Source organism: Acinetobacter sp. YH16031, from assembly GCF_013417335.1.
GTDB lineage: Bacteria > Pseudomonadota > Gammaproteobacteria > Pseudomonadales > Moraxellaceae > Acinetobacter.
The window spans coordinates 45,166-70,562 of record NZ_VPED01000005.1 but is presented as its reverse complement, the minus strand read 5'-3'; the positions used below and the strand labels follow the sequence as shown (position 1 = coordinate 70,562).

Here is a 25,397-nt window from a genome sequence, read left to right as displayed (position 1 = left end):
AGTGGTTTTTTCTTAAAAAGAGCTTGTCAGGCGAAATTGATCCCTATAGTATACACAGCCATCGGGGACGTGGCGAAATTGGTAGACGCACTGGATTTAGGTTCCAGCGCCGCGAGGTGTGAGAGTTCGAGTCTCTCCGTCCCCACCAATTTACTTAAGAGATTGAGTAAAGTGGTCGAGTAGAGGATTGGTGTAATGGTAGCATGACGGTCTCCAAAACCGTTCGTCAAGGTTCGAATCCTTGATCCTCTGCCAAAGTTTGAAAAAAAGTCCAACACTAAGTTGGTACCCTGATGGGGACGTGGCGAAATTGGTAGACGCACTGGATTTAGGTTCCAGCGCCGCGAGGTGTGAGAGTTCGAGTCTCTCCGTCCCCACCATCAAAAGAGACAAGGTTGATACCTTGTTTTTTTTTTGCCTGAAATTTAAGGTTGAGCCATCTTTCAATTCCATTCTTATTATTCGCTTAATTGTGATTGGTAGATTTTGAATACTCAAACTAAGTATTAATGAAAGATGAGAAGAGGGAAGCCTTTTAAAATACCCAATCGATTGGCTGGATGTGATATTTAGGCTGATTCAAGCACTGTTAAAATTAATATTCAGCACCCTTGCAAATAACTTGATTTTTTAAATTTGAGAAATGAAATTAAGTGGTTTCTTTAGAAATAAGCCAGTATTTAATCATCAAAGAATTAACTGATTAATTTTTGATATAAAAACACCGAGTTGATCATAGAATCGCTTGTCAAGCGGATGCGATCGCTATAATATACACAGCCACGGGGATATGGCGGAATTGGTAGACGCACTGTGTTCAGGTCGCAGCGCCTTCTGGGCGTGAGAGTTCGAGTCTCTCTATCCCCACCATATATGAAGAAACAAGGTTAGTGCCTTGTTTTTTTTTGCCTGAAATTTAGTGCGACATTTTTATTGGCTTGGCTTTTTATTCTTTGTATTGGATTAATTTATTGTTTAAACAACATGCTTGATCAAAATAAGTGAGGTTCTAGAGGTCTGATCTGCTGAAACTGAGCTAGACAAGCTTAGGGATTAAGTTTAAAGCAGTAGCAAAGAAACCTCATAAGGCTGAGTTTTCCTGTTAAATCTTATAAAAAATAAAAAAATTGCATTAACTGTTTAATTTATAGCGGAATAGGCAGTGATTGCTTGTAAAATCACTTGTCAATGACCTGCTATCTCTATAATATACACAGCCATCGGGGACGTGGCGAAATTGGTAGACGCACTGGATTTAGGTTCCAGCGCCGCGAGGTGTGAGAGTTCGAGTCTCTCCGTCCCCACCAATTTACTTAAGAGATTGAGTAAAGTGGCCGAGTAGAGGATTGGTGTAATGGTAGCATGACGGTCTCCAAAACCGTTCGTCAAGGTTCGAATCCTTGATCCTCTGCCAAAGTTTGAAAAAAGTCCAACACTAAGTTGGTACCCTGATGGGGACGTGGCGAAATTGGTAGACGCACTGGATTTAGGTTCCAGCGCCGCGAGGTGTGAGAGTTCGAGTCTCTCCGTCCCCACCATCAAAAGAGACAAGGTTGATGCCTTGTTTTTTTTTTGCCTGAAATTTTATGGACGAAAAAAAGCCCATCGAAATGGGCTGATTATAGGAATAATAGAATTTTACTCAATAAAAGGGTAAATCATGAGTGCATTGATTAATTAAATTTAAGCTTTCAGATGATCTTCAAACTCCTCACCCAGCTGCATGGCCAATGCATTACCTGAAAGATCGCAGGTCACCAGACCATATTCTTTTTTAAAACTGAAACTAAAACCACGATTGTCTGCCAGGGTGCGAACCGAATACCCCAATTTTTCTAACCAAAGTCTAAATGCGAGAACGTTTTTTGCTTTAACCACTTTTTTCACGAGATAACTCCTTCATCAGTTAAATCATAGATAAGGGTGAGAATTTTCGTTTTAAAGGGCAAATACCCTTATTTAAATTAATTTAATTGAATTTGCGGATTTAATGAACAAGATAATATAGACGAAATATAAGGTTTTTTATCTAAGTCTATGTTTTTTAATCTTTTCAAGATGTTGTAACTAAATATTTTAATTTTAAGCCTAAATAATTTTTCGAATAGTTATTAATATTCAAATATTTAAATCAATAATTGTTTATTTGTTATTCATTTTAAATTAGGAATTAGCGTGGTTTAAGGTTTTAGAGTTTGGGTAAGGCTTAAAAATATACAATCCAGCAAAGTTTCCGAGTATTTAGGTCATGGTTTTAGCCTCAACCCTTTATACTGGAATTGATGTAATTTAAATAAGATTAATGATGACTGAATTAAATATTGAACAGTACGTCAAACAGCAAATTGAACTTATGCAGCAGCAAGGGCAGGAGCCTGTGGCTGTGATGCTGGGTCATGAAGACTGGCTGGATTTTTCGGTACAGTCCAAGGTGGCGTATACGCCATTCGGCAGTGCGCGTCGTTATCAACCTGCTTTGGGTGGATTATTGCTGGTCAGGATTGATGAAATGAATACGGTACAAGTGGTCACCCAGCAAGAACTGGATGACTATGCTCAGAAGCATCAGCTGCTCTAAGCAGCTATAGTTTAAAACGAGTCTTTCATCACGCGTAAACGTTGAAACTCTTCGACACTGTCTGCGCGTAAAAAAGGATTGGTTTCCAGTTCTGCTGCAATAGTACTGGGTAAGGTACATTGTCCAAGCATGCGCATACGCTCAAGCTGTTCGAAACGTTCCAGAATTGCTGGATTATCCGGTTCTACATGTTTGGCAAACTGTGCATTTGACAGCGTGTATTCATGCGTGCAATAAACCTGAGTACGTGGCGGTAAGGCAGCCAGACGAGCCAGAGAGTGGTACATCTGCTGATAAGTGCCTTCAAATACCCGTCCACAGCCCATGGCAAACAGGGTATCGCCACAAAACAGCACATCAATAGCATCCAGGAAATACACGATATGGCCTAGGGTATGCCCCGGTACGGCGATAATCTGTACCTCAACACCATGAAAACTGAACTGGTTGTCATGTTCAAGTGGATGGTTAATAAACGGAATTTTTTCCAGCTCAGCTTTTGGGCCATATACCGGTAATGATTGCTTTTGAATTAAATCTGGAACACCAGCGATATGGTCTTTATGCCAGTGGGTGAGCCAGATCTGACTCAGCTCAAGCCCGTGTTCGGTACAGTAATCCTGAACTAGCGCAGCTTCAGTGGGATCAATGACCGCGACCTGATGCGTCGGTGTATGTTCAAGTAACCAGATATAATTTTGTAATGAGTTTTTGACATTAATACAGTGGATTTTAAACGGCATCATAAGACATCAGACCAAACAGATATTATGGATAAAGTAGCATAAATTCAGGCAGTCTGACTGTGGTCAAAGCTGCCTGTTTGCAAGAATTTTTTATATGATTTGTTTAAAAAGATCAGTCATTTATTCTGCATCTTTGACTGCGACAGCTTCGCCAATGGTATAGAAGTGACCACCGGCGACATGATGAATACTTTTCCATTCTTCGCTGACTTCATGATAGAACCAGTGCCCTTCACGGAACACCCGGTCATCAGCATAAGCGGCAATGACCTTACCAATAAACAGGTCATGGGCCTGCTGGTTATGTGGCTCGGAAATTAGCTCACATAAAATCCAGGCAGCACAACCTTCTACAACTGGGATCTCTTGATCTGCGAATTTGAATAACTGCACACCGGACCGCTCCAGTTTGTCTGGGTCATTGTACAGACTCAATGTTCCCAGGCTATAGACCATTTCCAGCTGTTTGAGTGTTGGAATCTGCAGGGCAAAGTAACCAGAATTTTCAATTATTTTTCGGGTCTTGGTGCTTTTATCCAGCACTACGGTGACTTTTGCTGGACTAAATTCCAGTGCACATGCCCAGGCAGCGGCCATGACATCAGTGTCTTGCCCATCATTGGCAGATACCAGTACTGTTGGACCATGCGTAATCAGGCGATAGGCTTTTTCTAAAGGTACAGTTTGAATATGTGAATTGTTCATAAAGAACCTTAATGAGTGAAAAGGGAGAAAAATAAATCATCTGATCCACAGCATATAAAATTCCCCTTCTGGAAAAAAGCTTTTAAACTAAACACCTACATACAGGAGTAAAGAAAATGAAAATGTACCAGGTGGATGCTTTTACGACGTCTCTATTTAAGGGAAATCCTGCTGCAGTCATCGTGCAGGATGCTTGGCTGGATGATCACCTGATGCAGAATATTGCCCTGGAAAATAATCTGTCTGAGACCGCTTTTGTCAAAGTGCTGGATGCAGAAAATTATGAAATTCGCTGGTTTACGCCGACCAAGGAAGTGGATTTCTGTGGACATGCCACATTGGCCAGCAGCTTTGTATTATTCAAGGATTTTAGCTCTGCAAAAACCATTTATTTTCATGTCAAAGATCTGGGCATTTTTACAGTATGCCAGGATGAGGATGGCAAAATCCGGATGAATTTCCCGATCCGTCAGCCTGAACTCATCACAGATTATCCGGAAGCTTTAAGACAGGCCCTGACGAAACCTTTTAAAAACGTTTATCTGAATACACAAGGTTATATTATTGAATATGAATCAGTGCAGGATGTATTAGAAGAGCAGCCAAATATTGAATTGCTGAAGCAGCTGAATGGAAAAAGAACCGCGATTACAGCAGCGGGTCCATTACTGGATGTCGCGATTACTGCTGGTGATACCCAATATGATTGCATATCACGTTATTTTGCACCGAGTAACGGGATTAATGAAGATCCGGTAACGGGTTCAATTCATACCGGGATTGCACCGATCTGGGCGGAGAAATTAAATAAAACTGAACTGGTGGCTTATCAGGCCTCTCAGCGTGGCGGTGTATTGTATTGCGCATTAAAAGAACAAGGCCGCATTGAGATTTCAGGTTATGCCAAACTGTTTATGCTGGCCGAACTTTATATTTAGCTAGCATACTCAATAAAATACCGTGAAATTGCGGGGTATTTTATTTGGCTTCTCATAAAATAGACTATTCATAATAAAGACTTTTCTCTAAGATCAAAGTGACTGTAAATAAAAATTCACACTTAAAAATTTGGATGAACAATGCAAATACGCTTTAAACGTTTAAGCTTGGCGATTTTATTATCTGGCTGGACAGCGGCCAGTTTTGCACAGCCGGTATTGGTGAAAACAGAACAGAATATCGAAGAATATCGACTGGAAAATGGCTTAAGAATTATTCTTGCGCCCAATGATAAAGAAAATAAAGTGTTTATGAATACGGTCTATCTGACCGGTTCACTGAATGATCCTCAAGGCAAAGGTGGGTTAGCGCATCTGCTTGAACATCTGGCGTTTAAAGGCACGGAAAATGTGAAGGGAGATGAGTTTCAGCGCCGTCTGGATCAATATGCCTTAATGACCAATGCCAGTACCGACTATTACTCAACCAAATATACCAATGTGATTCGTCCTGAGCAGACCGCGGTCAATGAAGTGATTTTCCTTGAAGCGGAACGCATGGACAAGCTGGTCCTGCAAGAAAAGTATGTACCGACTGAAATTGATATCGTGAAACGTGAGCGTGAAATCCGTCTGGATCAGCCATTTTCCGTACTGATGGATCAGGTATTTAAATCAGCTTATGGCAATCAATATCTGGGACGATTACCGATTGGCGATTTGAACGAACTGCAATCGATCAAGATGCAGGAGCTGAACCAGTTTTATCGTCAGTGGTATGCACCGAATAATGCCCTCATGATTATTTCAGGCAAATTTAATAAAGCAGAAGTGCTGAAGCAGATTGATACCCATTTCAGTCCGATCCAGTCCCGCAAAGTGCCTGAAGCGGTGAAAGTGCCTGCGCTAAAACCTGAACAGATCAAACAGCGTGAATTTACCGTGCAAAAGGGTAGTGATCTGGCCAAATTTAATATTTATCTGAACCAGTCAGAAGAAAGTATTAAAACCACACTGGCCATGTCCCCAATCTTATATACCTTGCAACCTAGCGGACACCTGTATCAGAGTCTGGTCGAGACGGGTAAAACTACTACGGTGCAGTCTATGACCTGGCTGGATAAAGATTTTAATCTGGTGTTTATGGGTGCCATCTATGCACCAAACCATCAAGTCAAGCAGGTTGAGCAGGGCTTGATTCAGGGTGTAGAGCAGAGCCAGCCATTTAACGAAACCGAATTAAACCGGGCTAAAAGTCTAACCCGAAACCAGGCGGACAATGTTAAAAACAGCGCAACCGCTTTAGGCTCGCGTTTAAGTGAATATGTAGTGGCTTATTCAGGTGACTGGAGCCAGTATTTCAAAGATCTGCAAGCCATAGAAAAGCTGGATGTCAATCAGATCAATCAGGTGTATAAGGCATTCTTTAAGCCAGAATATCGTATTTCTGGCAATATCTTGCCGACACCAGAAGATCAGAAAAAAGCACAGGAGTTGCCCCAGACTGAAGTGCCGGCTCAAACTCTGGACCAGCAGGCTGAAGCAGCAGAACCGCTGAAAGATGTCAGTGTCTATCAGGCAGAGGTAAAGCAGTATGTGGCACAGTCCAAGCAATATTTACAGGCCAAGGACAAACAGATTCAACGTGGCAAACTGAAGAATGGCATTAAATACGCTTTATTCCCGACCCAGACTCAGGATGACAAAGTTTATGCCACTATTGCACTTAATTTTGGTACGGCACAAAGTTTGTTCAATAAAGGCGAGATTCTGGATCTGACAGCTTACTTACTGCTGCGTTCTTCTGAAACTCAAAGCTTGCAACAGATTGCCGATAAAATTATTGAGTCCGGCGGTTCAGCCACGGCCAGTTCCTCTGAAAATGGCATGAGCATTCAGATCAGTGCCAAAAAAGAGAAGTTTGAAGAATTTTTCCAGTATGTGCTGGATGTGCTCAATAAACCGGCCTTTGAGCAGAGTCAGTTTGACCTGATTAAAGGACAAAGCCTATCTGCGTTAGACCGTCCTTATACTGAGCCCAATATGGTGGCAGGCCTGACCATGTCCCGCGCGACCGAGATTTATCAGCCGGGTGACCTTCGCTATCATTTTGAACCTGAACTGGCGAAAAAACAGATTCAGGCTGCTACTCGTGAACAGGTCGTAACGCTGTATCAGCAGTTCTTTAATACGCATCATGCCCAGATCGCAGTGACCGGGGAATTTAATCCGAAGTCCGTGAGTAAAGTCCTCAAAAATAACTTTGCGAGCTGGAAAGCAAAGCAGCCTTATGAGCGCTTAAGTGGTCAATATACAGTTTATCCGGCACAGAAAATCCATGCGTTGTCTGAACAGCGTGAATTCGGTCATTATCAGGCTGTCATGACATTCCCTGTCGGTGCAGAACATGTAGATTTACCAGCCATGCTGGTCTTCCGGCATATTCTGGGGGATTCTCAGTTGTCTTCACGTTTAGCACAGGAGCTGCGTGAGAAAAATGCGCTGGTTTATGGCTTCAGTGCCAATGCTCAGTATGATGAATGGATTGATTCAGGCGCATTAGGCATTCAGGCAAATTATACGCCTGGCCGATCAGCACAGGTGTCACAAGCTGTGCATAAGGTATTGAATGAGCTTCTGGCCAAAAGGGTAACCGAGCAGGAAGTTGAAGCGGCGAAAGCCACGATTTTGAAACAGCGCGTCACTGCACTAGAAGATGATCGCCGTATTCACAGCATGCTGATTCCACAACTGGAAAAAGATCGTAATCTGATCTATCGGGAGAAACGTGATCAGGCGATTGCCAAGCTGACCAAGGCAGATGTCGATGCCGTTATCAAAAAATATGTTAAACCGGATCAACTGGTCGAAGTCATGGCGGATCAGTATGGGAAAGAAGTGAAATAAACTCTGTAATTTTTTATAAGTCTATGACGGTCTCTTTTCATTTTAAATAAATGTTTAGATGTCTATATGGCTACTTTTGCTTCGGCAAAAGTAGCCAAAACCATTTGTCATCCGCAAAACTCGCCTACCACCTTCACGAAATAAATTTATTGTAGAAACAATCCTCTTATGATGTAGTCCTGCCTCAACCAGTTACGGATGACGTTTCCACGTATCTATAGGCGATAAAAGCGTTTGGCATTCTCATAAAAAACCGGCTTTACAGCATGTTCGTCATAGCTCTGCACAATATCGCTAAAGGCATCAATGATGGTGACCAGATCTGTGCTGACACGATCCATCGGGAAATTAGAAGCAAACATGATGCGATCTTTAGCGAAGCATTGTAGGGCATGCTGGATCAATGGAGCCGCGAGCTGAATCAGTTCATCTTTTTTTGCCAGTTTTCGCTCTAAATGAAAACGATGACCGAGTACAGGCATAAATAGACCGGAAATTTTGCTATACACATTTGGGCATTTTGCCAGTTCAGCCAGGTCTTCTTTCCAGGTCTGAAAAATATAGTCTCGCTGCTGTGCTGTTTGTCCTGTTGCTTTACCGACTTTCCCAAAGATGCCGGCAGGTGTGCCCAAGTGATCCAGCACAATCGGCGTTTCAGGAAATGTTTTGGCCAGATGGGCCACATCAGAAATTTGGGTAGAATAAACCCAGGCATCAAAACTTAAATTGGCTTTGGCTAATTCCTCAAATCCTTTCAGAAATTTCTTATTGCAGTATAAATGCGGTTCATCGGTCCAGGCATGAATGCCTTTATCGGCATGGAACGATGCCATTTTACGAATACCACGTAATTTAGGCGAAACTTCCTGATGTAATTGCAGCAGCTGTTTAAAGTTTTTTTGACGAAGATCAGCTGTAGCCACAATGCCGCCTAGCTGAATATTCTGTTCAGCAAAAGGCAGTCCGGCAATAAACCTGGTTTCATTAACCACACCAGTACCTTTATGTTCATGCCAGCTTGCCTCTATATGCACAATCTGTTCAACCTGGTAATGGCCAATATCATGTTTGTAATTTTCAGGTAGGTAAGGCGCGGTCAGATGTTCGGTGAGGCCAATCGTATCAATCACCGCTTTGGGCTTGATCAGTCGCACCATCTTGTCCAGCAGTTTTGGATGTTTGCCAAATAATTTTACGGCAGAGGCTGCGGCATGCGGTGTGGTATAAGGGTCCCATTGATGAATATGCGGATCTATAATCGGAAAGGGCAGTTGCTGCATGATATTTTTGGTCGTCGTTTAATTTTTATTCATTTTTTTATAGGATAAATGCAGCATTAAAGTCAAATTAAAAATCAAAGATTTAAAAAAAGCCCCGTAGGGCTTTCATTAATGATCGTGGTCGTGTTGATGCTTGTTGGCATGAAACTCTTCATTACGACGGAAACGTAAATAGTTTTCAAACTGCTCACAGTATTCATCATAGTTATCTTCCAGCATCATCTGAAATTGCTGCAAGATATAAGACATGACCTGATCTTTAGCGTCGCGCATCTCGTTGCCATCTTTGAAGTTATTGGCAGCGACCCAGGTATTAAAGCGGGCAGTACCAAACAGCATTGCGGCGCTGACTTGACCACGTTTTTCTGCCGGATTTTCCTGAGAGCCTTTTTCTACACGGCTAAATTCGTTGGCCTGTTTAATAAATTCATCAGCACGTTCAAAGAATGCAGCATTTAACGCTTCTTCTTCGGTTACATCGGTTGCTTCAATCTTTTGAACCATGAATTTTTCCTGATAATAAAATCTTAATCACTAATTATAGGCAAAGCCTTGCAGAAACTAAACCTTTGCCTTAATCTAAAAATAGCCTAAGCAATAAAAATGTGAATCTCATGCAAGATGCAATTGCTGTACAGAGCCTGAAAAGTGATATTGCCTTATTGCGCCAGAATATCTGGCCACCGGCAAATCTGGCCAATGTGGAAGGATTGCCAATTTATTATGGCACCAAGTCCCAGGTCGAAGAATATTACAAGCAATGGCTGGGTCTGATTGAAAGGGCGCAGGATCTGTTTCAGCCTTTTATGGAAGATGAAGTCTTGGATGCGATTCATTTGCCAAGTCATTTGAATCTGCCTTTATTCTATTTTCATGTGGACCGCATCCGGATTAATAAAACCCGCGCCAAAGAATCTAAAACTTTTCGTGGTATTGCCAGCCTGATTGAAAAATGTGGGCAATTTGAACCGGAACAGATTCAGGCCATGCAACGCTGGCTAGACAGTGATGAGACGGCGGCTTTAGTGGCACATCGTGAATTTGTAGATCTGCGCACTTATGTGTTCCAGCATGGTCAAAGTGAATACACCCGGACTCGATTTTATGTGAATGGGATCGTACTGAGTGTCGAACCACATTTTGAGCTGGTTGATGCCCGTGATAAGCCGCGTAAGCAGCGCAGCGATAGTTATAGCGATCCATTAGCCGATAACAATACCTGGAAAGTGTATGGCAAATATCGCTAGAGCAATTTTGTCTATTTATCTCTTACCAGAATAGTTTGGTGTGAGAAAATTTTTGTAACTGCTCGGCAGCCTGTTCCGACAGATGCTGCTGTTCTGCAGTAAGCCAGCCGATGACAAACCATGCCTTGCCGTGTTTTTTGGTATAAGGCCTATATAGGCTTTCTGCGACAAACAGATCATTATAATGACCTAAAGTCTCCTGTAAAGGTTTTAACGCTTTCAGATATCTTTTGACTTCCTTTTTAGGAAACAGGCTTTGCAGAAATTCCACATTATAACGCAAGCGCTTAACCCGCTTGCGGGTGCGATGGCGCGATTCAATATCCAGTTCCTGATAACTCTCTGCATCTGCACAGACTTTCTGGTGCAGTTTACTCAGTCCTTTACACAGGATTTTATGCGAGGACTTTTGTTGATCTCCATTCTGATCCTGACTAAAACGTAACAGCTCCAGTATCAACTCCATCGTGGCGGACTCTCTGAATAATTGGCTAATATCTGCCTGATCCTGTTGGGCTGGAGGTAATTGCAATACTGGCGAACCTGCAGCTTCTAGCTGAGGAAGCAGACTTTCAGCTAAAGCATCTCGATCCCGGGTAGAACCTAATTGCTGGAAGATATTGCGTAACTGATCCTTCCATTCCTCTGGCAAATCCTGATGATAGGGCTGGAAAATTTTTAAGGCACTGCGTAAACGCCGGATAGCGACGCGGGCCTGATGCACATGATCACTGTTGTAATTCTCTAGCGCAATCGCCGTCGCATTGGGAAACAGATGAGTCAGACAGTTGGTGATAATTTTTTGCAAGATATGATGAATATCGTCTTTAGCTGCGAGCTCTAAGGTTGTCTGATGCTGGACCGGAAGATCAGTTTTATTATTCAGCAGAGCATAACCACGTTCAGATTTGCTGCGTACATCCAGCCATAACTGATAACGTTGAATCCAGGGTTTAACAAAATCAATTAAGTCATCAAGTCTACCACTTTTAAGCTCAAATTCGACTTCATAAATGTCTAAGGTTTGGCCCTTAGAACGAATCTCACCTCTATCCAGTGCAATTTCAATCTGACTTCCTCGGTAATTTTCAATCCAAAGATCCCGCTCTACATCAGTTTCAAATTGTAGAGTCAGAGACGTATCTAGGGTGTGAAGGGCCTGTTTTAGAATCTTCCGAGCCTGTTTATGCTTGGCATAAGCTTTTAAATCACAGTTGTCCGGTGCGGTAACCAGTCTTTCTTCCAGCTCAAAGCGTTCAAACTGATGCTGGCTCGGTGCTTTTAAGGTCTGAAACCATTGTTGATCTTCCAGACGCTGCCGGAGTGCAATTTTGTGCTGCTGTAACTGCTGATCGGAAGTATCAAAGTATTTAGCACATAAATGATGTCGAGTCGGCCCGTACTGCTGAAAATCTTGTTCGAATTGGTGACGGACACCTTGCGGAATCTGGAATTTGAGTTCGATTTCTGCCATCGGGTCATTCCTTCTCGATGAAGCTCATTACAATCAATATAAACCAAACAACAAAAGTATTGTGATGTGCTTATGCAACAAAGAAAGCACACCATAGCGTGCTTTGAAAGTCAGTTAAATACTTATTTAAGGAATTTGCGGCTGACCAGAAACTGTTCTGTCGCTTCTAGTAATTTTTGTGCATAGACTTCCTGTTTTGCGGTCAACCAACCCAGCACAAACCAGTCACTGGCTTCCAGCTCGGTCTGCTGGATATACAGGGCAGAGGAGGCCAATGTCTGATATTCATTTGCTGCCTGCTGTGCATCATTTAACGCCTTGCTGTATTTTTGCAGGTTTTTGACATCATAAATTGTGGTCAAAATCGGGAAGCTGAATTTTAATTCCTGAATGCGAATGGACAGCAGATCCAGACTCTCAAAATTGGTAATATCAGTCTGGTTCATTTGTTCCTGCAAAACTTTGTATTGTTGCTGCAGGGTAGTTTGCGCTGCAGATTTTAATTCCAGCGGCTTAGCTTCATCTGTACTTAAGCTGAAGATCAGCAATTCCAGATAGTGATGCACATTCTGGGTGGACTTCACCAGATTGCCCAGCTTCTCTTTGGCATAAAGGATATCTTTAGTCAGGTTCTCTGCGGTCGTAGGATTTTGCAGGAAGCCAGCCAGAGTGTTCTGCATATGCTGTAAATGTTGCAGATGTTCAAACTGCTGTTTAAAGGCAGACAGTTGATGCGCCCATTTGTCTGAAACCTGGGTATGCCAATCTTTAAACAAAAGTAAGGTCAGATAGAGATGATCCAAGGCCTGTTGTGCCTGATCAATATGTTCCTGCTCTGCCACTTGCGCAGAGATTGCCGCGATATTGGGCAATAGATGCTGCATTTGCTGGGCCACCAGATGACACAGGTTTTTACCCGCACTATCTTTTTTGCTGATCTGAAATTCTTTGGCAAAAGTAGCGGGACTCACGCTCTGATTAGTTGCTAACAGATTCCCGATTTCTGCCTTACTACGTACATCCAGCCACAGCTGATATTTTTTGACCCATTCAAAACTAAAGGCCAGCAAATCCTGAATTGAGCCATGCTTTAACTCGAATTCAACTTCATGCACCTCCTGCTCAGCATGAGGAGTGCGAATACAGCCGATATCCAGACTGACTTCGATTGACGTATTTTCATATTCAATCACGCGTAAAGTACGGGCAATATCGGTTTCAAACTGAAGTTGCAGCTGGTCAAACTGATCACCTAAAGCGCGATTAAGCAAGGCTTGCGCTTCAGCAGACTGGTTGTAAATACTCAGGTCCAGCTCAGGTGACTGTTCTAATTCACCCAGATCATGATTATGTTCGAAACGTTCAATGTGACTTTTGCCTGCTGCTTTTAACGTCTGAACCCAACGACTGCCTTCTAATCGCTGACGTAGGGCAATTCCATGCTGGGCCAGTTGACGGTCTGCAGTATCATAGTATTTGGCTTGAAGCAGGATCTGTTGAGATTTCTTGGGATCAAGTGCCTTAAGCAGGGCAGTACGGCGTGCCGCGGGAATCTGGAACTTGAGTTCAACTTCAACCATGATAATCATCCTGTCTATTCAATTTATTGAAAAATATTAAAAAATAAATTGAATTTTTATTCGCTTGCATGAAATTCCGATATGAAACGGAAATATTTTTTAGACTTTTGAGCGGCTGATTGTAACGAAAAACCAATCTGATGTAAGACTTGACCGATTGAAAAAAATGGAAATGGAAAAATTAAAATGCTGATCTCATTCGCTGGTTTCTACTGAAAGCATGACAATTCAATATCTAAGCCAAATTCAGGTACAGAATTACATGAAAATAAAGGTACTTTTAATTGCCTAAATTATGCGCTAAGGTGAAGAAAAAAGATCAGGATGATGATAATGAATGCACAAGTGCAGCCGAGCAATGAGATTGCAGAACTGACTTCTCCACAAATGCCGATTCATGACTATCATGAGTTTTACCGGTTTTATCTAACCGAGCATCGCCATATTATGAGCCGCCGTTTGCATGTCGCAGGCAGTAGTATCGGTTTATATTTTTTTAGCAAAGCCCTTCATCAGCGTAAAGCTAAATATCTGGCCTATGGACTACTCTCAGGTTATGCCTGTGCCTGGATTGGTCATTTCATTTTTGAAAAGAATAAACCGGCCAGCTTTAAACAGCCGCTATACAGTTTTATTTCAGACTGGCGTATGTTTGCCGATGTATTACGTGGTAACCTGAGCCTGGTCGATCGTAAGCACGACAAAATTCCAAGTTAGGGCTTATGACGTTTTATCGGATTTATGCTTAAGTATTGCAATAAAAACGATAAAAACACTTGCAAGTGTAGAGTTATTATTCTATTAATTGTTTTATTGCTTATTCAGTATTTTATCAAAGAGTATAATTCACTGAATAAATCAGTTTTCCAAGCCTGGAGCGACCTTCTCCGGGCTTTTTTTATATTTAAAAAAATAGAAAGATCTGCATTGACGTATTTTTAATTTATCTGAATGATTTAGAAAATATTCACGAGATGAATGAACCAAGTTTGAGAGATAAGATGGTCAGTTCTGCTTAGATGGGTCGATCCTTTCTAGCTTTGACACGTCTCCCCATAAACGGTTTACCCAAAGCTAGAAAGGATCTGGTAGATAAAACACAGCTTTTGCTTTTCTATTTATGTGTTGTGTTCGAACTTATTTAAATCCTTTAATGCATGTAGACCTATCCCTGAAATTGGGTATTTTGAAGTTTTCTTTAAGTTTTGTGATTAATGGTATTCAAGCAATTTTATACACAGGAATCGTAAAATCCGGACATAAAAAAATCGCTTTCAGAATTTTGCAACTTCTCCACTAAGTTATCTGCAAAATCCTAAAAGCGTTTGTCGGAGGGCGTAAGCATTAACACTTTATCATTATTGTTATAAAACCATTAAAACGTAAATTCTCGCAGTCGCCTATCACTGAAAATAGGGATATTGATCAATCACCTGTATAAAAAGTACAAATAATAATCTAATCCCTGAATCGGGTATTATTCAGTGTTTAGGATGGGGAAACTCGCCCATTTATGCCTATAATAGCGTATGTATTTTGAATGGCGGCAGTCATGCGCGGTTTATATTTAATTACCAATGATGATCCTATTGAGCTTCTTCTGGCGAAACTTGAAGGTGCAATGGCGACTTATGAAGTTGCGGTACTTCAGTATCGTCGTAAAAAAGTAGCGAAAGAAGATCAGGCTTACGAAATCGAATATATGAAACAAATGTGCGAACAGTATAAAGTTCCATTTGTGATTAATGACGATTTAGAAACTGCAGTAAAATATGGTGTAGGCGTGCATTTGGGTCAGGGTGATGGTTCCATCCAGGAAGCTGTTGAACGTTTGCCTAAAAATGTATTGATTGGCCGCAGTTGTAATAATTCACTTGAGCTTGCTGAACAAGCCATTGCAGATGGGGCTAATTATGTGGCCTTTGGCGCGATCTATGCGACTGATACCAAGCCAGAAGCAGGTAATATTGGTTTAGAAACATTGAAGCTGGCTAAAGAAAAATTGAATGTGCCAATCTGTGCCATTGGTGGTTTGACGGTTGAAAACGGTAGAGAAGTTATTGAAGCCGGTGCAGATCTTTGTGCAGTCATTAGTGATGTCTTAGGTCGCTCAATGTCGACTGTCGGTCAACGTGTATATGACTGGTCGGAACTATTTGCTGAACAAGCTTAATTTTTATTTCTTATTGTATTTTTGAGTTGAGTGATTCTCATGAGTTTATCTCCAAAGCAAGAACAACTATTTAAACAAGCCAATAAACATATTCCGGGTGGTGTTAACTCACCTGTACGTGCCTTCAATGGCGTGGGTGGTACGCCTATCTTTATCGAGAAAGCCCAAGGTGCTTATCTGTACGATGTCGATGGCAAGCGCTATGTGGACTATGTCGGTTCATGGGGACCAATGATTCTGGGTCATGCGCATCCAGCAATCATTAAAGCGGTGCAAGATGCAGCAGTAGATGGTTTAAGCTTTGGTGCGCCAACAGTTCACGAAACGACTTTGGCTGACATTATTTGCGACATCATGCCATCTATTGAATTGGTGCGTATGACCAATTCCGGTACTGAAGCAACAATGACTGCGATCCGTCTAGCACGTGGTTATACTGGCCGTGACAAGATCGTAAAATTTGAAGGGTGTTACCATGGTCACTCTGACTCGCTGCTGGTAAAAGCAGGTTCTGGCCTGTTAACTAAAGGCGAAGGTGAAGCGACTTCTGCGGGCGTACCTGCTGATTTTGCCAAACATACTTTAACTCTTCCTTATAACGACATCGACACTTTAAAAGAATGCTTTGCCAAGTTTGGTTCTGAAATTGCGGGTGTGATTGTTGAGCCAGTGGCAGGGAACATGAATCTGGTGAAACCGATTGATGGTTTCCTACAAGCGATACGTGATGTCTGTGATGAACATGGTTCAGTATTCATTATTGATGAAGTGATGACAGGTTTCCGTGTCGGCCTAGGCGGTGCTCAGGCACACTACGGCGTGACTCCTGATCTAACGACTTTAGGTAAAATCATTGGTGCAGGCCTGCCAGTCGGTGCTTTTGGTGGTAAGCGTGAAGTGATGGAATGCATCGCACCATTGGGTAACGTGTATCAGGCAGGTACCTTGTCAGGTAACCCACTGGCAATGCGTGCCGGGATCGAGATGTTTAAACATCTGCGTGAGCCAGGTTTTTATGAAAAATTGACTGCACAACTTGAGAAACTTCTTGCAGGCTTACAAGCAGCAGCGGATAAAGCTGGTATTTCATTCAAGACTCAACAAGTGGGCGGTATGTTTGGCCTGTACTTCACGGATCAGGAAGACATCACCAGCTTTGATTCAATGCTGAAGTGTGATGTTGAAGCCTTCAAAAAATTCTTTCATGGCATGTTAAGTCGTGGTGTGAACCTGGCTCCATCTGCATTTGAAGCAGGATTTATTTCAGCTGCGCATAGTGATGAAGATATTGAATTTACGATTCAAGCGGCTAAAGAAACTTTTGCTGAAATGAAAGGGTAATACAACCTCTCCCTAATCCCCTCCTAAAAGGAGAGGGAACATAAGCCCGAATTCGTTCGGGCTTTTTTATACAGATTTTGAAAATGGAAAAGACTGATGCAAACTAAACATTATTTGACCTTAAGCGATGCTGAGTTCTTATTAAATCAGGCCTATGAATATGCGTTAAAGCAGGGTTTTAATGTCAGTATTGTAGTGGTCGATGAAACTGGTAATTTGCTGGCAATGAAGCGTATGGATGATGCATCACCGATGACAGCAAACCTATGCCTGGAAAAAGCAAGGTGTTCTGCCATTAGTCGCCGTCCGTCTAAGCTGTTTGAAGATATTATCAAAGGCGGTCAAATGGGCTTTCTGACGATGGATACTTTTTCTGGGATGTTAGAAGGTGGTGAGCCGATTATGTATCAAGGTCAGCTCGTAGGTGCAATGGGTGTTTCTGGAGTGAAGTCTTTCCAAGATGCAGAGATTGCACAGCAAGCGATTGAGAAGTTTTTGGCTAAGCAAAGCTAATCCAAAATAGAAATTGATCAGCTCAATTTAATAAAATCATCCAACGATGTTCCAAAATGAAGCGTGGAACGTGAAATATCAACTAAAAAGCCCAATCGCTAATGAGAGGGCTTGTCTATATACAATAAAGTTATGATTTAAAAAGGAAATCAAAATGATTTCGTATAAGGTGTATTATGTTAATTTTAGGAAAACTTAATAAATCCGTGTTTAAAAATTAAACTAGAAAGATTTTGTATTACTATCAATTTAGGATTCCTCTCTTATAAATCTTATTTAATGACGCTATCTTTTTGTATTGATGAAGCTATTTTATCAATGGTAGTACGAACACGTATTGGTAAGAAATTTGATCTTTTCCATACAATTTGAATAGGATAGTTAGTACTTGAATAGTTAGTAAGTAGGTGTATTAATTGACCACTTTGTATATATTCTTGAATCAACCAGGAAGGTAACCAACCAATTCCTCCATGCATTAGTACATAATCTAATATGCTTTTTATGTCATCCATTTGAACTTTATTTTTTGGCAAATATTTCATAGTTTTATGATGAGAACTTTGAAATATCCACTTTTCAAGCTGCCCATTTTTCAAATATCCAATAGTCTGATGGTTATCTAAATCTTTAATGCTCTCAGGAACCTGGTATCTTTTTAAATATTCAGGTGTGGCACAGAGCCACATTGCATGCTCAGAAATCTTTTTAACCATTAATTGACTATTATCTTCTAAATTACCAATTCTTATCACTAGGTCATAATTATCTTCAATTAAATCAATATAACGATCATTAAAAGAAAGAACCATATTCAAATTTTGATGTTCATCTGCTAAGTCTCTTAATATCGGAACTATGAACTTTTGTCCAAATAATACAGGCATAGAGATACGTATCATTCCCTGAATATTTTGATTATTACTTTCAAATAATGTCTCAGCTATTAATAATTCTTGTACAGCCCGCTGGCTATGTTCATAGAAAATACTACCTTCTTCTGTGAGAGCTAAATGACGTGTATCTCTGTTAAAAAGTACTACTCCGAGCTGTACCTCAAGCTTTGAAATCATCTTACTGACAGCGGAACGAGTCAGATGTAATTTTTCTGATGCTTTAGTAAAACTTCCTTGTTCAACAACACTAATAAATGCCATCAAACTTTTCAGATCATTAACACGCATATTAGTTCCAATTGGGAATCAATCAGTTGATTTATTATCACTTTTGTATCCAATTTATCAATGATAATCTAATTAAAATTCATATTAGGAACCTTACTATGAACAAAATTTTAGTTATCAAATCTAGTTTTATGCAGGAAAAATCTCTAAGTAATCAGCTCATTAATAAATATTTATATAGACGTAAGCAAAGTGGTTATGTTGACCAAATAATTGAACATGATCTAGGAGCTATGAACTTACCAGTATTAAACTTAGAGATATTTAATGCCTTACGTGGAGAGGCAAATGAAAAACCTGAGGTAAAAGCAGCAGTAGCTCTCTCTGATCAATTTATTCAAGAGCTGAAAGATTGTGATCTATTATTGATTGCAGCACCAATGTATAACTTAAATGTACCAACCCAATTAAAAAACTGGTTCGACTTAATTGCACGAGCACGAGTAACTTTTCAATATACAGAAACCGCACCCGTAGGATTAATTAAAGGTGTTAAATCAATTATCTTTAGTTCACGTGGTGGTTTTCATCAAGATCTTCCAACAGATGCTGTTACAGCATATTTAATAGCAGTATTAGGATTAATTGGTATTGATAAGGTAGATTTTATATATGCTGAAGGCACTGATATTAAACCATTAGGGAAATCTAAAGCACTTGAATTAGCTTCACAGCAAATTGCTTTACAAACGAACGTAGGATTGTAAGTATATTCTTCCTTATGGCAATGAAATTATAATTTTCTATTGTTCTAAGGTTCCTATTTAACATAATGGAGGTTATACGAAATTAGAACAATAAACGTCTGTAAAATCAAAGTGTTTTTCAAATCGATGCTAAACTAAAATAGCATGAATCATCATGCTATTTTGTATTTATAAGAGCCTCCCATGCTGTACCCCATGCCCAAAAAAATCCAACTCGCGCCATCTCAAGCCAAATGGCAGCTTACATCAAATGAATCTGTTTTGGTTTTAGTCGGATTGCAAAACTTGCGTATGCAGCAGGGCATACAAGACAGCGACCTGATAACTCATCTGATCCAGATCAGTAATAAAGCCAAAGCACTCGATATTCCAATCGTTGATTTGTATGGCGATGATTTAATGCAAGGTATGCAGCAACTTGGAGAATATGCTTCAACTCATTCACAACTGATTTTCGCCGGACAGATTACACCGGTGCTGAAACAGATCCTGCCACATCTGCAAAGTGTGACAGAACAAATTTGCATAATTAATGATGCAATTTTGATGCCTAGTCAGGAACAGCATATCCAGTGGATTGAGAATATAGTGGCACAAGGTTTGCATCATATGAACAGCTATAGTCTGACTCGATTGTGGAACTTAAGTGCGCCGTCAGAATATGTATTGTCAACCAAAGGCATCATGTTAGCAGTAGCTGAACAGCTGGATATAGATGCGCTTGAAATTGATCCTTATACTAATTTAAAACAGTATGGACTGGACTCTGTAGCAGTAGTCAGTCTGGTTGGCACATGGCGTGCGCATGGTGCTGATCTGCGTTATGAAGATGTGCTGGAACACTCGTCATTACATGATCTAGCGAGCTTTGTAATGCAATCTGCACGTCGATAATCGGTAATTGGGTAATTTTCTTAAAATAATCGGAAATTTCATCGCCATTTACATAAATGCGCATTGTAATTATCACTCAAGCTTTCTATTATGGCCGCCTTGTTTTTCGCGATCAGCGTGGGATTGAACTTTGAGTAATTTTCTAACCGAACATCTGATACATCGTGATGAAGATTTTATGGTCATCCATAAGCCTGCAGGCTTACTCACAGTTCCCGGTAAAACAGAAGATTTACAAGATTGCCTGATCAATCGCCTCATCGAATTAGAACCTAAAACTTTACTGATCCATCGTCTGGATCGAGACACTTCCGGTATCTTAGTATTTGCTTTAAGCCGAGAAGGGCAAAAATCCATTTCTCGCCAGTTCCAGGAACGCCAAACCGATAAAACCTATCAGGCCATCGTGGCTGGAACATTAGAAGGCAAGGGTACAGTTGATGTGCCTGTCATTTATGATCCAAGCTGTCCACCACTGCATATTGCTGAACCGAATCATAATAAGCCGGCAATTACAGAATGGCAGGCCATCGAACATTTTGAAATTCAGAGGCAAGCTGTGACTCGGGTGAAACTGACTCCGATTACCGGTCGTTCACATCAGCTCCGTGTACATATGCAATATCTCGGGCATCCGATTATTGGCGATACCTTGTATGCAACGCCAGAGCAGCAACAGCTTAGTCCGCGTCTATGCTTACATGCCGAGCGTTTAAGTTTTTATCATCCTAAAACACAACAGTTAGTTGAATTTAATTGTCCGGCTGAATTCTAGGAAATACTTGTTTAATCGACGTGAATTATGCTCACTTTTTAGTGGGCTTTATGTCAAAATACATTGCTTGAAGGTGTGAAATTTTGCTCAAATGACGTTTCGTGATTGAGCCTGATATTCATAATCTTGTACTTAAGATAAAGGTGGAAAAATTGCAGCAATTTGCTATTGGTCAACGTTGGTTATCAGATACTGAAACAGAACTCGGTTTAGGGGTTCTCATTGATGTTGATGAGCGATCGGTCAGCATTTTATTCCCAAAAAGCGATGAAACTCGCGTCTATGCTCGCAGTAACGCACCCTTATCTCGTATCGTATTTAATGCGAATGACGAACTGCAAGATCAGGAAGGTACGATCTGGACCGTTGAGTCAGTTGAAGACCGCAATGGCGTGGTGCGTTATCACGTGGTTCGTACTCTTGAAGATGGTACAGAAGAACGTAAAGCTTTAAATGAAACCCGTGTAGGTGCAACGATCCAGTTGTCTAAACCTTTAGATCGTTTACTGGCTAGCCAGATTGACTATAAAGAGTGGTATGACCTGCGTATTGAAGCCTTGCTGATGCAAGCCAATATGCAAACCAGTCCATTGCGTGGCTTGGTCGGTTCGCGTGTGGGTCTGATTCCACACCAGTTGTATATCGCACATGAAGTCGGTCAGCGTTTCGCGCCGCGTGTTTTACTGGCCGATGAAGTAGGCTTGGGTAAAACCATCGAAGCAGGTCTGATCATTCATCAGCAACTTAAAACTGGCCGTTCTGAACGTATTCTGATCTTGGTCCCGGATTCACTGCAATATCAGTGGATGATTGAGATGCGCCGTCGTTTCAATCTTGAATTCTCCCTATTTGATTTGGCTCGTACTGCATCGATCAAAGAGCATGATCCTGAACTAAATCCATTCCTGACCGAACAGCGCATTATTGCTTCTGTGGACTTTATGGTGGATCACGAAGATCTACGCGAACAGGCGATTGAAGCGGGCTTTGACCTGCTGGTCGTCGATGAAGCGCATCACCTGATGTGGTCTGAGGAAGAAGGCGGCAATGACCGTTATGATCTGGTCGAAGAGCTGGCAGAGAAAACACCGGGCGTATTGTTATTGACTGCAACACCAGAACAGCTCGGTGTAGAATCTCACTTTGCACGTCTACGTTTACTTGATCCGCAACGTTTCAGTTCATTGGACCGTTTCCTGGATGAAGAAGAGCAGTATCAGCATACTGCTAAAATCGCTGAAGTACTGATGTCAGACCTTCCACTGGAAGCTGAGCATTTCACTGCGATTGAAAGCCTGCTTGGTCATGCGATTGAAGATACCCCAGAGCAACGTTTCCGTGCCATTCATGAATTGCTAGACCGTCATGGTACGGGCCGTATCCTGTTCCGGAATACCCGTGAGGCAATTCAGGGCTTCCCGGGCCGTGATTGTCAGCCAGCGCCTTTGCCAGCACCAGAAAACTGGTCTAAAGATGGCAAACTACGTGAACAGATGTGGCCGGAAGAATCTCAACTTGATGGCTCGTGGATGGAAACCGATCCGCGTGTGATGTGGTTGATGGAAAAGCTGCGTACTGATCTGAAGCATAAAAAAGTATTGCTGATTGCGCGTAGTGGTCCAGTGGTTGAAGCGCTAGAAAATGTATTACGTCTGCATGCAGGTATACGTACTGCCATGTTCCATGAAGGCATGAGTCTGCTGGAACGTGACCAGGCAGCGGCTTATTTTGCTGAAGAATCTTATGGTGCACAGATTTTATTGTGCTCTGAAATCGGTTCAGAAGGCCGTAACTTCCAGTTTGCATCGGACTTGATCCTGTTTGACTTGCCAGCCAATCCGGATGTTCTGGAACAACGTATTGGTCGTCTGGATCGTATCGGTCAGGAAAACCGTATCCAGATTCATGTGCCTTATCTGGTGGGTACTGCGCAAGAGCGTATGTTCCGCTGGTATAACGAAGCGCTGAATATTTTCAGCAACATTTCTCCAACGGCGCAAACGCTGCAAGAAAACTTTATTGTTGCCCTGAAAGATTGCTTGCTGGCAGATAAAGGTCAGGAATTTGAAGATCTGCTGGAAGAAGTTAGCGTACAACGTGAAGCACTGGAAGCCGAGTTGCAGGAAGGTCGTGACCGTCTGCTTGAGTACAATTCTTGCCGCCCCGTCGTGGCACAGGAAATTGTTAATGCGCTTGAAGACTATGATGACAATACCACCTTGCCAATGTTCATGAAGCGTTTTATGGCATCGACCAATATCGACTTTGATGAGCAAAGCAATGGTACGGTGATCATCAAGCCAACGGATCAGATGCAGGTACAAGGTTTGACCCTGGATGAAGAGGGTATGACAGCCACCTTCTATCGTGACCAGGCTCAGATCCGTGAAGATGCTCAATATCTAACTTTAGAGCATCCATTCACTGAAAGCGTGATGGAAATGATCAATACTCAGGGCTTTGGTAGTACCAACGTTGCGGTCTTAAAGTCTGCAGCATTGCCACAAGGTTCTGTATTGATGGAAGTGTGGTTCAAGGTTGATGTGGTTGCACCAAAAGCACTAAACTTACCGTCAAGCTTGCCACAGCAGCTGATCCGTGTATTGCTGAGTGAAAAAGGTCAGGATCTGTCTCAGAAGATTGCGCCTGAAATCCTGAAACCATATCTACATCATTTAGATGGCAATAGCTGCCGTCAGGTGGTGAAAGCACGCCGTGAAGTGATTGAAGCGCGTTATCAACAGGCATTGGAATTAGCTCGTTCAGCATTGCCAAACTTCAGGCAGCAGGCTAAAGAAGCGTATGGCAATAAATGGCAGTATGAAATTGACCGTCTGACTTACCTGAAACAGTTCAACCCAAGTATCCGTGAAGATGAAATCGCACGTTTACAGAAGCTGCAAAAAGAAGGCTTGAGTCTGTTAGAAGGTTTATCTGTAACACCTGAAGCGATTCAAGTAATGGTCGTGGTTAAGCCATAAGGTCTAATGAATTATAAAAGCAGCTTTCGGGCTGCTTTTTTATGGCTGAAATTTAAATCTTAATTAAGTGCTTGGTCGGGCCGTGCTAGCTGATATTTTCTGTATCGATTAAAATCAGCCCACCTAAGAATAAGAAATAAAATACCATGTCCAAAGCATTGATTACTGTTGGCGCGAAAACCAGCCACGGCGGTATGGTCACTGAATGTGAAAACTCTTTTTTAATTAATGGTATGGCGGTGCATCTGAATGGCATGAAGCATTACTGTCCTAAGTGCCAAACTACCGTGACAGCTATTGCTAGTGATTTATCTACAATAGTCAAAGGCAGGGCTGTAATCATTGCTGGAGATAAAGCCAGTTGTGGAGCCACTTTTTTACCAATGCAAAACCTGACTATTTCCAAAAAATAATGGACCATATGCCGATTTAAGCCTGGAATGACTTAAAGGTCATAGATTGGTGAATTTGGTTCTGTAGAATTTTGCATTTCAATATTAAGCTTCTCTCAGACTTTATAAAGAAATGATTAAAGAAAATAATGAAACAGGTTTTGCATTTTACTCATGCCAATGGCATTCCATCAGCAAGCTATCGCAAGTTTTTAAATTATTTTCAGGATGAATATCAGGTCAAGGCGATTCCGCTGATCGGGATGAATCCAGCCTATCCAATTACCAAAGACTGGCGTTATCTAGTAGATGAAGTGATACAGGATATTCAGCAGCAATCTCCGAATCAAAAGGTGATTGGGCTGGGACATTCATTTGGTGGTTTAGTAACCTTAATGGCAGCCTATCAACGTCCGGATTTATTTTCTAAACTGGTGATCATGGATCCACCTTTCGTGATTGGGAAAAACAGTGCACTGTTTGAAGTTGTGAAAAAGCTTAATCTAAAAAGTATCGACCGTTTCACTCCGGCAGGTATTACCCTAAAACGTAAAGATTACTGGCCATCTAAACAGGATGCCGTTGAAGCGCTGAGATCGAATCGTCTATTTAAGCATTTTGATGAGCAATGTTTTCAGGATTATATCGAAAGCGGGATTGTGCCTGATCAAGAGCGTGAAGGAGTAACGCTAGCCATTCCCAAAGAGATTGAGGCAGAAATTTTCCGGACTGTACCGGCCTGGTGGTGGCGTACACCAAGAAAACCACCCCAGGTTCCGATACATTTAATCACAGCAGAGCGCAGCCAGTTTTATCAGCAAGGTTTACCACAAGGCATGCATAAGGTTTATCAAATTGATTATTCGGTGGTGCAGGGCGGACATATGTTTCCACTAGAGCATCCGGAAATGACGGCAAACCATATTAAAGCCAGATTGAAGAAGCTTTAATCTTGGTAATAAAAAAGACTCATAAAGAGTCT

At 41.6% G+C, this 25,397-nt stretch carries 22 protein-coding genes and 7 tRNA genes; 21 read left to right on the top strand and 8 right to left on the bottom strand.

From position 1 onward, the window contains the following. Nucleotides 1-63 precede the first annotated feature (63 nt). From FTV31_RS03975 to FTV31_RS03945, 7 genes are all read left to right on the top strand, one after another. Nucleotides 64-148: transfer RNA gene (locus FTV31_RS03975), tRNA-Leu, on the top strand. 33 nt (nucleotides 149-181) lie between these two features. Beyond that, nucleotides 182-255: transfer RNA gene (locus FTV31_RS03970), tRNA-Trp, on the top strand. A 40-nt stretch (nucleotides 256-295) separates the two neighbouring features. Then, nucleotides 296-380, top strand: a tRNA-Leu gene (locus FTV31_RS03965). Between the two features lie 404 nt (nucleotides 381-784). Next, a tRNA-Leu gene (locus FTV31_RS03960) sits at nucleotides 785-870 on the top strand. A gap of 352 nt (nucleotides 871-1,222) precedes the next feature. Beyond that, a tRNA-Leu gene (locus FTV31_RS03955) sits at nucleotides 1,223-1,307 on the top strand. A 33-nt stretch (nucleotides 1,308-1,340) separates the two neighbouring features. Continuing rightward, nucleotides 1,341-1,414, top strand: a tRNA-Trp gene (locus FTV31_RS03950). 39 nt (nucleotides 1,415-1,453) lie between these two features. Further along, nucleotides 1,454-1,538: transfer RNA gene (locus FTV31_RS03945), tRNA-Leu, on the top strand. Nucleotides 1,539-1,683: 145 nt separating this feature from the next. On the opposite strand, the gene FTV31_RS03940 is transcribed toward FTV31_RS03945, so the two are convergent. Then, nucleotides 1,684-1,887, bottom strand: a complete 204-nt coding sequence (locus FTV31_RS03940; protein ID WP_004786362.1) for a hypothetical protein — start codon at nucleotides 1,885-1,887, stop codon at nucleotides 1,684-1,686. A gap of 418 nt (nucleotides 1,888-2,305) precedes the next feature. Between FTV31_RS03940 and FTV31_RS03935 the strand changes: the two genes are divergently transcribed. Next, a complete protein-coding gene (locus tag FTV31_RS03935) occupies nucleotides 2,306-2,578 on the top strand; it encodes a hypothetical protein (RefSeq protein WP_180013154.1) in 273 nt (90 codons plus the stop codon). 11 nt (nucleotides 2,579-2,589) lie between these two features. Here the strand turns inward: FTV31_RS03935 and gloB are convergent, their stop codons facing one another. Together gloB and FTV31_RS03925 are read right to left on the bottom strand one after the other, a co-directional pair. Further along, nucleotides 2,590-3,324 (bottom strand): hydroxyacylglutathione hydrolase, encoded by a 735-nt coding sequence (gene gloB / locus FTV31_RS03930; protein ID WP_180013153.1) that lies wholly within the window; start codon nucleotides 3,322-3,324, stop codon nucleotides 2,590-2,592. 120 nt (nucleotides 3,325-3,444) lie between these two features. After that, entirely contained in the window at nucleotides 3,445-4,029 is a 585-nt protein-coding gene (locus FTV31_RS03925; RefSeq protein ID WP_180013150.1) for a flavin reductase family protein, read from the bottom strand. 116 nt (nucleotides 4,030-4,145) lie between these two features. Here FTV31_RS03925 and FTV31_RS03920 point away from each other — a divergent pair, with 116 nt between their 5' ends. Both FTV31_RS03920 and FTV31_RS03915 read left to right on the top strand, forming a co-directional pair. Then, nucleotides 4,146-4,967, top strand: a complete 822-nt coding sequence (locus FTV31_RS03920) for a PhzF family phenazine biosynthesis protein (RefSeq protein WP_125279550.1) — start codon at nucleotides 4,146-4,148, stop codon at nucleotides 4,965-4,967. 141 nt (nucleotides 4,968-5,108) lie between these two features. Continuing rightward, nucleotides 5,109-7,874: a pitrilysin family protein gene (locus FTV31_RS03915; protein ID WP_180013148.1), complete on the top strand. Its 2,766-nt coding sequence runs from the start codon at nucleotides 5,109-5,111 to the stop codon at nucleotides 7,872-7,874. A 215-nt stretch (nucleotides 7,875-8,089) separates the two neighbouring features. On the opposite strand, the gene FTV31_RS03910 is transcribed toward FTV31_RS03915, so the two are convergent. Together FTV31_RS03910 and FTV31_RS03905 are read right to left on the bottom strand one after the other, a co-directional pair. Further along, complete coding sequence (locus FTV31_RS03910) at nucleotides 8,090-9,154, bottom strand: amidohydrolase (RefSeq protein WP_180013146.1); 1,065 nt, start codon at nucleotides 9,152-9,154, stop codon at nucleotides 8,090-8,092. Nucleotides 9,155-9,262: 108 nt separating this feature from the next. Continuing rightward, on the bottom strand, nucleotides 9,263-9,658 hold the full coding sequence (locus FTV31_RS03905) for a DUF3144 domain-containing protein (RefSeq protein ID WP_004786347.1): 396 nt from the start codon (nucleotides 9,656-9,658) through the stop codon (nucleotides 9,263-9,265). Nucleotides 9,659-9,768: 110 nt separating this feature from the next. On the opposite strand from FTV31_RS03905, the gene FTV31_RS03900 reads away from it, so the two are divergent. Next, nucleotides 9,769-10,401, top strand: a complete 633-nt coding sequence (locus FTV31_RS03900) for a hypothetical protein (RefSeq protein ID WP_004786345.1) — start codon at nucleotides 9,769-9,771, stop codon at nucleotides 10,399-10,401. Nucleotides 10,402-10,423: 22 nt separating this feature from the next. Here the strand turns inward: FTV31_RS03900 and FTV31_RS03895 are convergent, their stop codons facing one another. Together FTV31_RS03895 and FTV31_RS03890 are read right to left on the bottom strand one after the other, a co-directional pair. After that, nucleotides 10,424-11,875: a CYTH and CHAD domain-containing protein gene (locus FTV31_RS03895; protein ID WP_180013144.1), complete on the bottom strand. Its 1,452-nt coding sequence runs from the start codon at nucleotides 11,873-11,875 to the stop codon at nucleotides 10,424-10,426. Nucleotides 11,876-11,997: 122 nt separating this feature from the next. Next, a complete protein-coding gene (locus FTV31_RS03890; protein ID WP_180013142.1) occupies nucleotides 11,998-13,455 on the bottom strand; it encodes an inorganic triphosphatase in 1,458 nt (485 codons plus the stop codon). Between the two features lie 333 nt (nucleotides 13,456-13,788). On the opposite strand from FTV31_RS03890, the gene FTV31_RS03885 reads away from it, so the two are divergent. The 4 genes from FTV31_RS03885 (at nucleotide 13,789) to FTV31_RS03870 (ending at nucleotide 17,482) form a co-directional block, all read left to right on the top strand. After that, the gene (locus FTV31_RS03885) at nucleotides 13,789-14,172 is read left to right on the top strand and encodes a DUF962 domain-containing protein (RefSeq protein ID WP_159123774.1); all 384 of its coding nucleotides are present in this window, start codon (nucleotides 13,789-13,791) and stop codon (nucleotides 14,170-14,172) included. 835 nt (nucleotides 14,173-15,007) lie between these two features. After that, the gene (gene thiE, locus FTV31_RS03880) at nucleotides 15,008-15,628 is read left to right on the top strand and encodes a thiamine phosphate synthase (protein WP_180013238.1); all 621 of its coding nucleotides are present in this window, start codon (nucleotides 15,008-15,010) and stop codon (nucleotides 15,626-15,628) included. A 39-nt stretch (nucleotides 15,629-15,667) separates the two neighbouring features. Beyond that, nucleotides 15,668-16,969, top strand: coding sequence for a glutamate-1-semialdehyde 2,1-aminomutase (gene hemL, locus FTV31_RS03875; RefSeq protein ID WP_180013140.1), 1,302 nt, complete (start codon nucleotides 15,668-15,670; stop codon nucleotides 16,967-16,969). A gap of 96 nt (nucleotides 16,970-17,065) precedes the next feature. Then, nucleotides 17,066-17,482, top strand: coding sequence for a heme-binding protein (locus FTV31_RS03870; RefSeq protein WP_180013138.1), 417 nt, complete (start codon nucleotides 17,066-17,068; stop codon nucleotides 17,480-17,482). 272 nt (nucleotides 17,483-17,754) lie between these two features. Here the strand turns inward: FTV31_RS03870 and FTV31_RS03865 are convergent, their stop codons facing one another. Continuing rightward, on the bottom strand, nucleotides 17,755-18,666 hold the full coding sequence (locus tag FTV31_RS03865) for a LysR family transcriptional regulator (RefSeq protein ID WP_078194112.1): 912 nt from the start codon (nucleotides 18,664-18,666) through the stop codon (nucleotides 17,755-17,757). A gap of 98 nt (nucleotides 18,667-18,764) precedes the next feature. Here FTV31_RS03865 and FTV31_RS03860 point away from each other — a divergent pair, with 98 nt between their 5' ends. From FTV31_RS03860 to FTV31_RS03835, 6 genes are all read left to right on the top strand, one after another. Beyond that, nucleotides 18,765-19,373, top strand: a complete 609-nt coding sequence (locus tag FTV31_RS03860) for an FMN-dependent NADH-azoreductase (RefSeq protein ID WP_180013136.1) — start codon at nucleotides 18,765-18,767, stop codon at nucleotides 19,371-19,373. A 183-nt stretch (nucleotides 19,374-19,556) separates the two neighbouring features. Beyond that, nucleotides 19,557-20,267 carry a phosphopantetheine-binding protein gene (locus FTV31_RS03855; RefSeq protein ID WP_180013135.1) on the top strand — a complete coding sequence of 237 codons (711 nt, stop codon included), beginning with the start codon at nucleotides 19,557-19,559 and terminating at the stop codon, nucleotides 20,265-20,267. Between the two features lie 178 nt (nucleotides 20,268-20,445). Continuing rightward, nucleotides 20,446-21,042: an RluA family pseudouridine synthase gene (locus FTV31_RS03850; RefSeq protein ID WP_306669705.1), complete on the top strand. Its 597-nt coding sequence runs from the start codon at nucleotides 20,446-20,448 to the stop codon at nucleotides 21,040-21,042. 143 nt (nucleotides 21,043-21,185) lie between these two features. After that, on the top strand, nucleotides 21,186-24,023 hold the full coding sequence (gene rapA, locus FTV31_RS03845) for an RNA polymerase-associated protein RapA (protein WP_180013131.1): 2,838 nt from the start codon (nucleotides 21,186-21,188) through the stop codon (nucleotides 24,021-24,023). A gap of 146 nt (nucleotides 24,024-24,169) precedes the next feature. Beyond that, nucleotides 24,170-24,436: a PAAR domain-containing protein gene (locus FTV31_RS03840; protein ID WP_180013129.1), complete on the top strand. Its 267-nt coding sequence runs from the start codon at nucleotides 24,170-24,172 to the stop codon at nucleotides 24,434-24,436. Between the two features lie 128 nt (nucleotides 24,437-24,564). Next, on the top strand, nucleotides 24,565-25,365 hold the full coding sequence (locus tag FTV31_RS03835; RefSeq protein WP_180013127.1) for an alpha/beta fold hydrolase: 801 nt from the start codon (nucleotides 24,565-24,567) through the stop codon (nucleotides 25,363-25,365). Nucleotides 25,366-25,397: the final 32 nt, after the last annotated feature.

What these genes read in the sequence shown, in the direction of transcription:
- FTV31_RS03905 (WP_004786347.1), bottom strand. Translation starts at nt 9,658, where the DNA reads ATGGTTCAAAAGATTGAAGCAACCGATGTAACCGAAGAAGAAGCGTTA.
- FTV31_RS03920 (WP_125279550.1), top strand. Translation starts at nt 4,146, where the DNA reads ATGAAAATGTACCAGGTGGATGCTTTTACGACGTCTCTATTTAAGGGA.
- FTV31_RS03890 (WP_180013142.1), bottom strand. Translation starts at nt 13,455, where the DNA reads ATGGTTGAAGTTGAACTCAAGTTCCAGATTCCCGCGGCACGCCGTACT.
- gloB (WP_180013153.1), bottom strand. Translation starts at nt 3,324, where the DNA reads ATGATGCCGTTTAAAATCCACTGTATTAATGTCAAAAACTCATTACAA.
- hemL (WP_180013140.1), top strand. Translation starts at nt 15,668, where the DNA reads ATGAGTTTATCTCCAAAGCAAGAACAACTATTTAAACAAGCCAATAAA.
- FTV31_RS03835 (WP_180013127.1), top strand. Translation starts at nt 24,565, where the DNA reads ATGAAACAGGTTTTGCATTTTACTCATGCCAATGGCATTCCATCAGCA.
- FTV31_RS03910 (WP_180013146.1), bottom strand. Translation starts at nt 9,154, where the DNA reads ATGCAGCAACTGCCCTTTCCGATTATAGATCCGCATATTCATCAATGG.
- FTV31_RS03850 (WP_306669705.1), top strand. Translation starts at nt 20,446, where the DNA reads ATGGTCATCCATAAGCCTGCAGGCTTACTCACAGTTCCCGGTAAAACA.
- FTV31_RS03895 (WP_180013144.1), bottom strand. Translation starts at nt 11,875, where the DNA reads ATGGCAGAAATCGAACTCAAATTCCAGATTCCGCAAGGTGTCCGTCAC.
- FTV31_RS03860 (WP_180013136.1), top strand. Translation starts at nt 18,765, where the DNA reads ATGAACAAAATTTTAGTTATCAAATCTAGTTTTATGCAGGAAAAATCT.
- FTV31_RS03865 (WP_078194112.1), bottom strand. Translation starts at nt 18,666, where the DNA reads ATGCGTGTTAATGATCTGAAAAGTTTGATGGCATTTATTAGTGTTGTT.
- FTV31_RS03925 (WP_180013150.1), bottom strand. Translation starts at nt 4,029, where the DNA reads ATGAACAATTCACATATTCAAACTGTACCTTTAGAAAAAGCCTATCGC.
- FTV31_RS03935 (WP_180013154.1), top strand. Translation starts at nt 2,306, where the DNA reads ATGACTGAATTAAATATTGAACAGTACGTCAAACAGCAAATTGAACTT.
- FTV31_RS03885 (WP_159123774.1), top strand. Translation starts at nt 13,789, where the DNA reads ATGAATGCACAAGTGCAGCCGAGCAATGAGATTGCAGAACTGACTTCT.
- FTV31_RS03855 (WP_180013135.1), top strand. Translation starts at nt 19,557, where the DNA reads ATGCTGTACCCCATGCCCAAAAAAATCCAACTCGCGCCATCTCAAGCC.
- FTV31_RS03840 (WP_180013129.1), top strand. Translation starts at nt 24,170, where the DNA reads ATGTCCAAAGCATTGATTACTGTTGGCGCGAAAACCAGCCACGGCGGT.
- FTV31_RS03900 (WP_004786345.1), top strand. Translation starts at nt 9,769, where the DNA reads ATGCAAGATGCAATTGCTGTACAGAGCCTGAAAAGTGATATTGCCTTA.
- thiE (WP_180013238.1), top strand. Translation starts at nt 15,008, where the DNA reads ATGCGCGGTTTATATTTAATTACCAATGATGATCCTATTGAGCTTCTT.
- FTV31_RS03915 (WP_180013148.1), top strand. Translation starts at nt 5,109, where the DNA reads ATGCAAATACGCTTTAAACGTTTAAGCTTGGCGATTTTATTATCTGGC.
- FTV31_RS03870 (WP_180013138.1), top strand. Translation starts at nt 17,066, where the DNA reads ATGCAAACTAAACATTATTTGACCTTAAGCGATGCTGAGTTCTTATTA.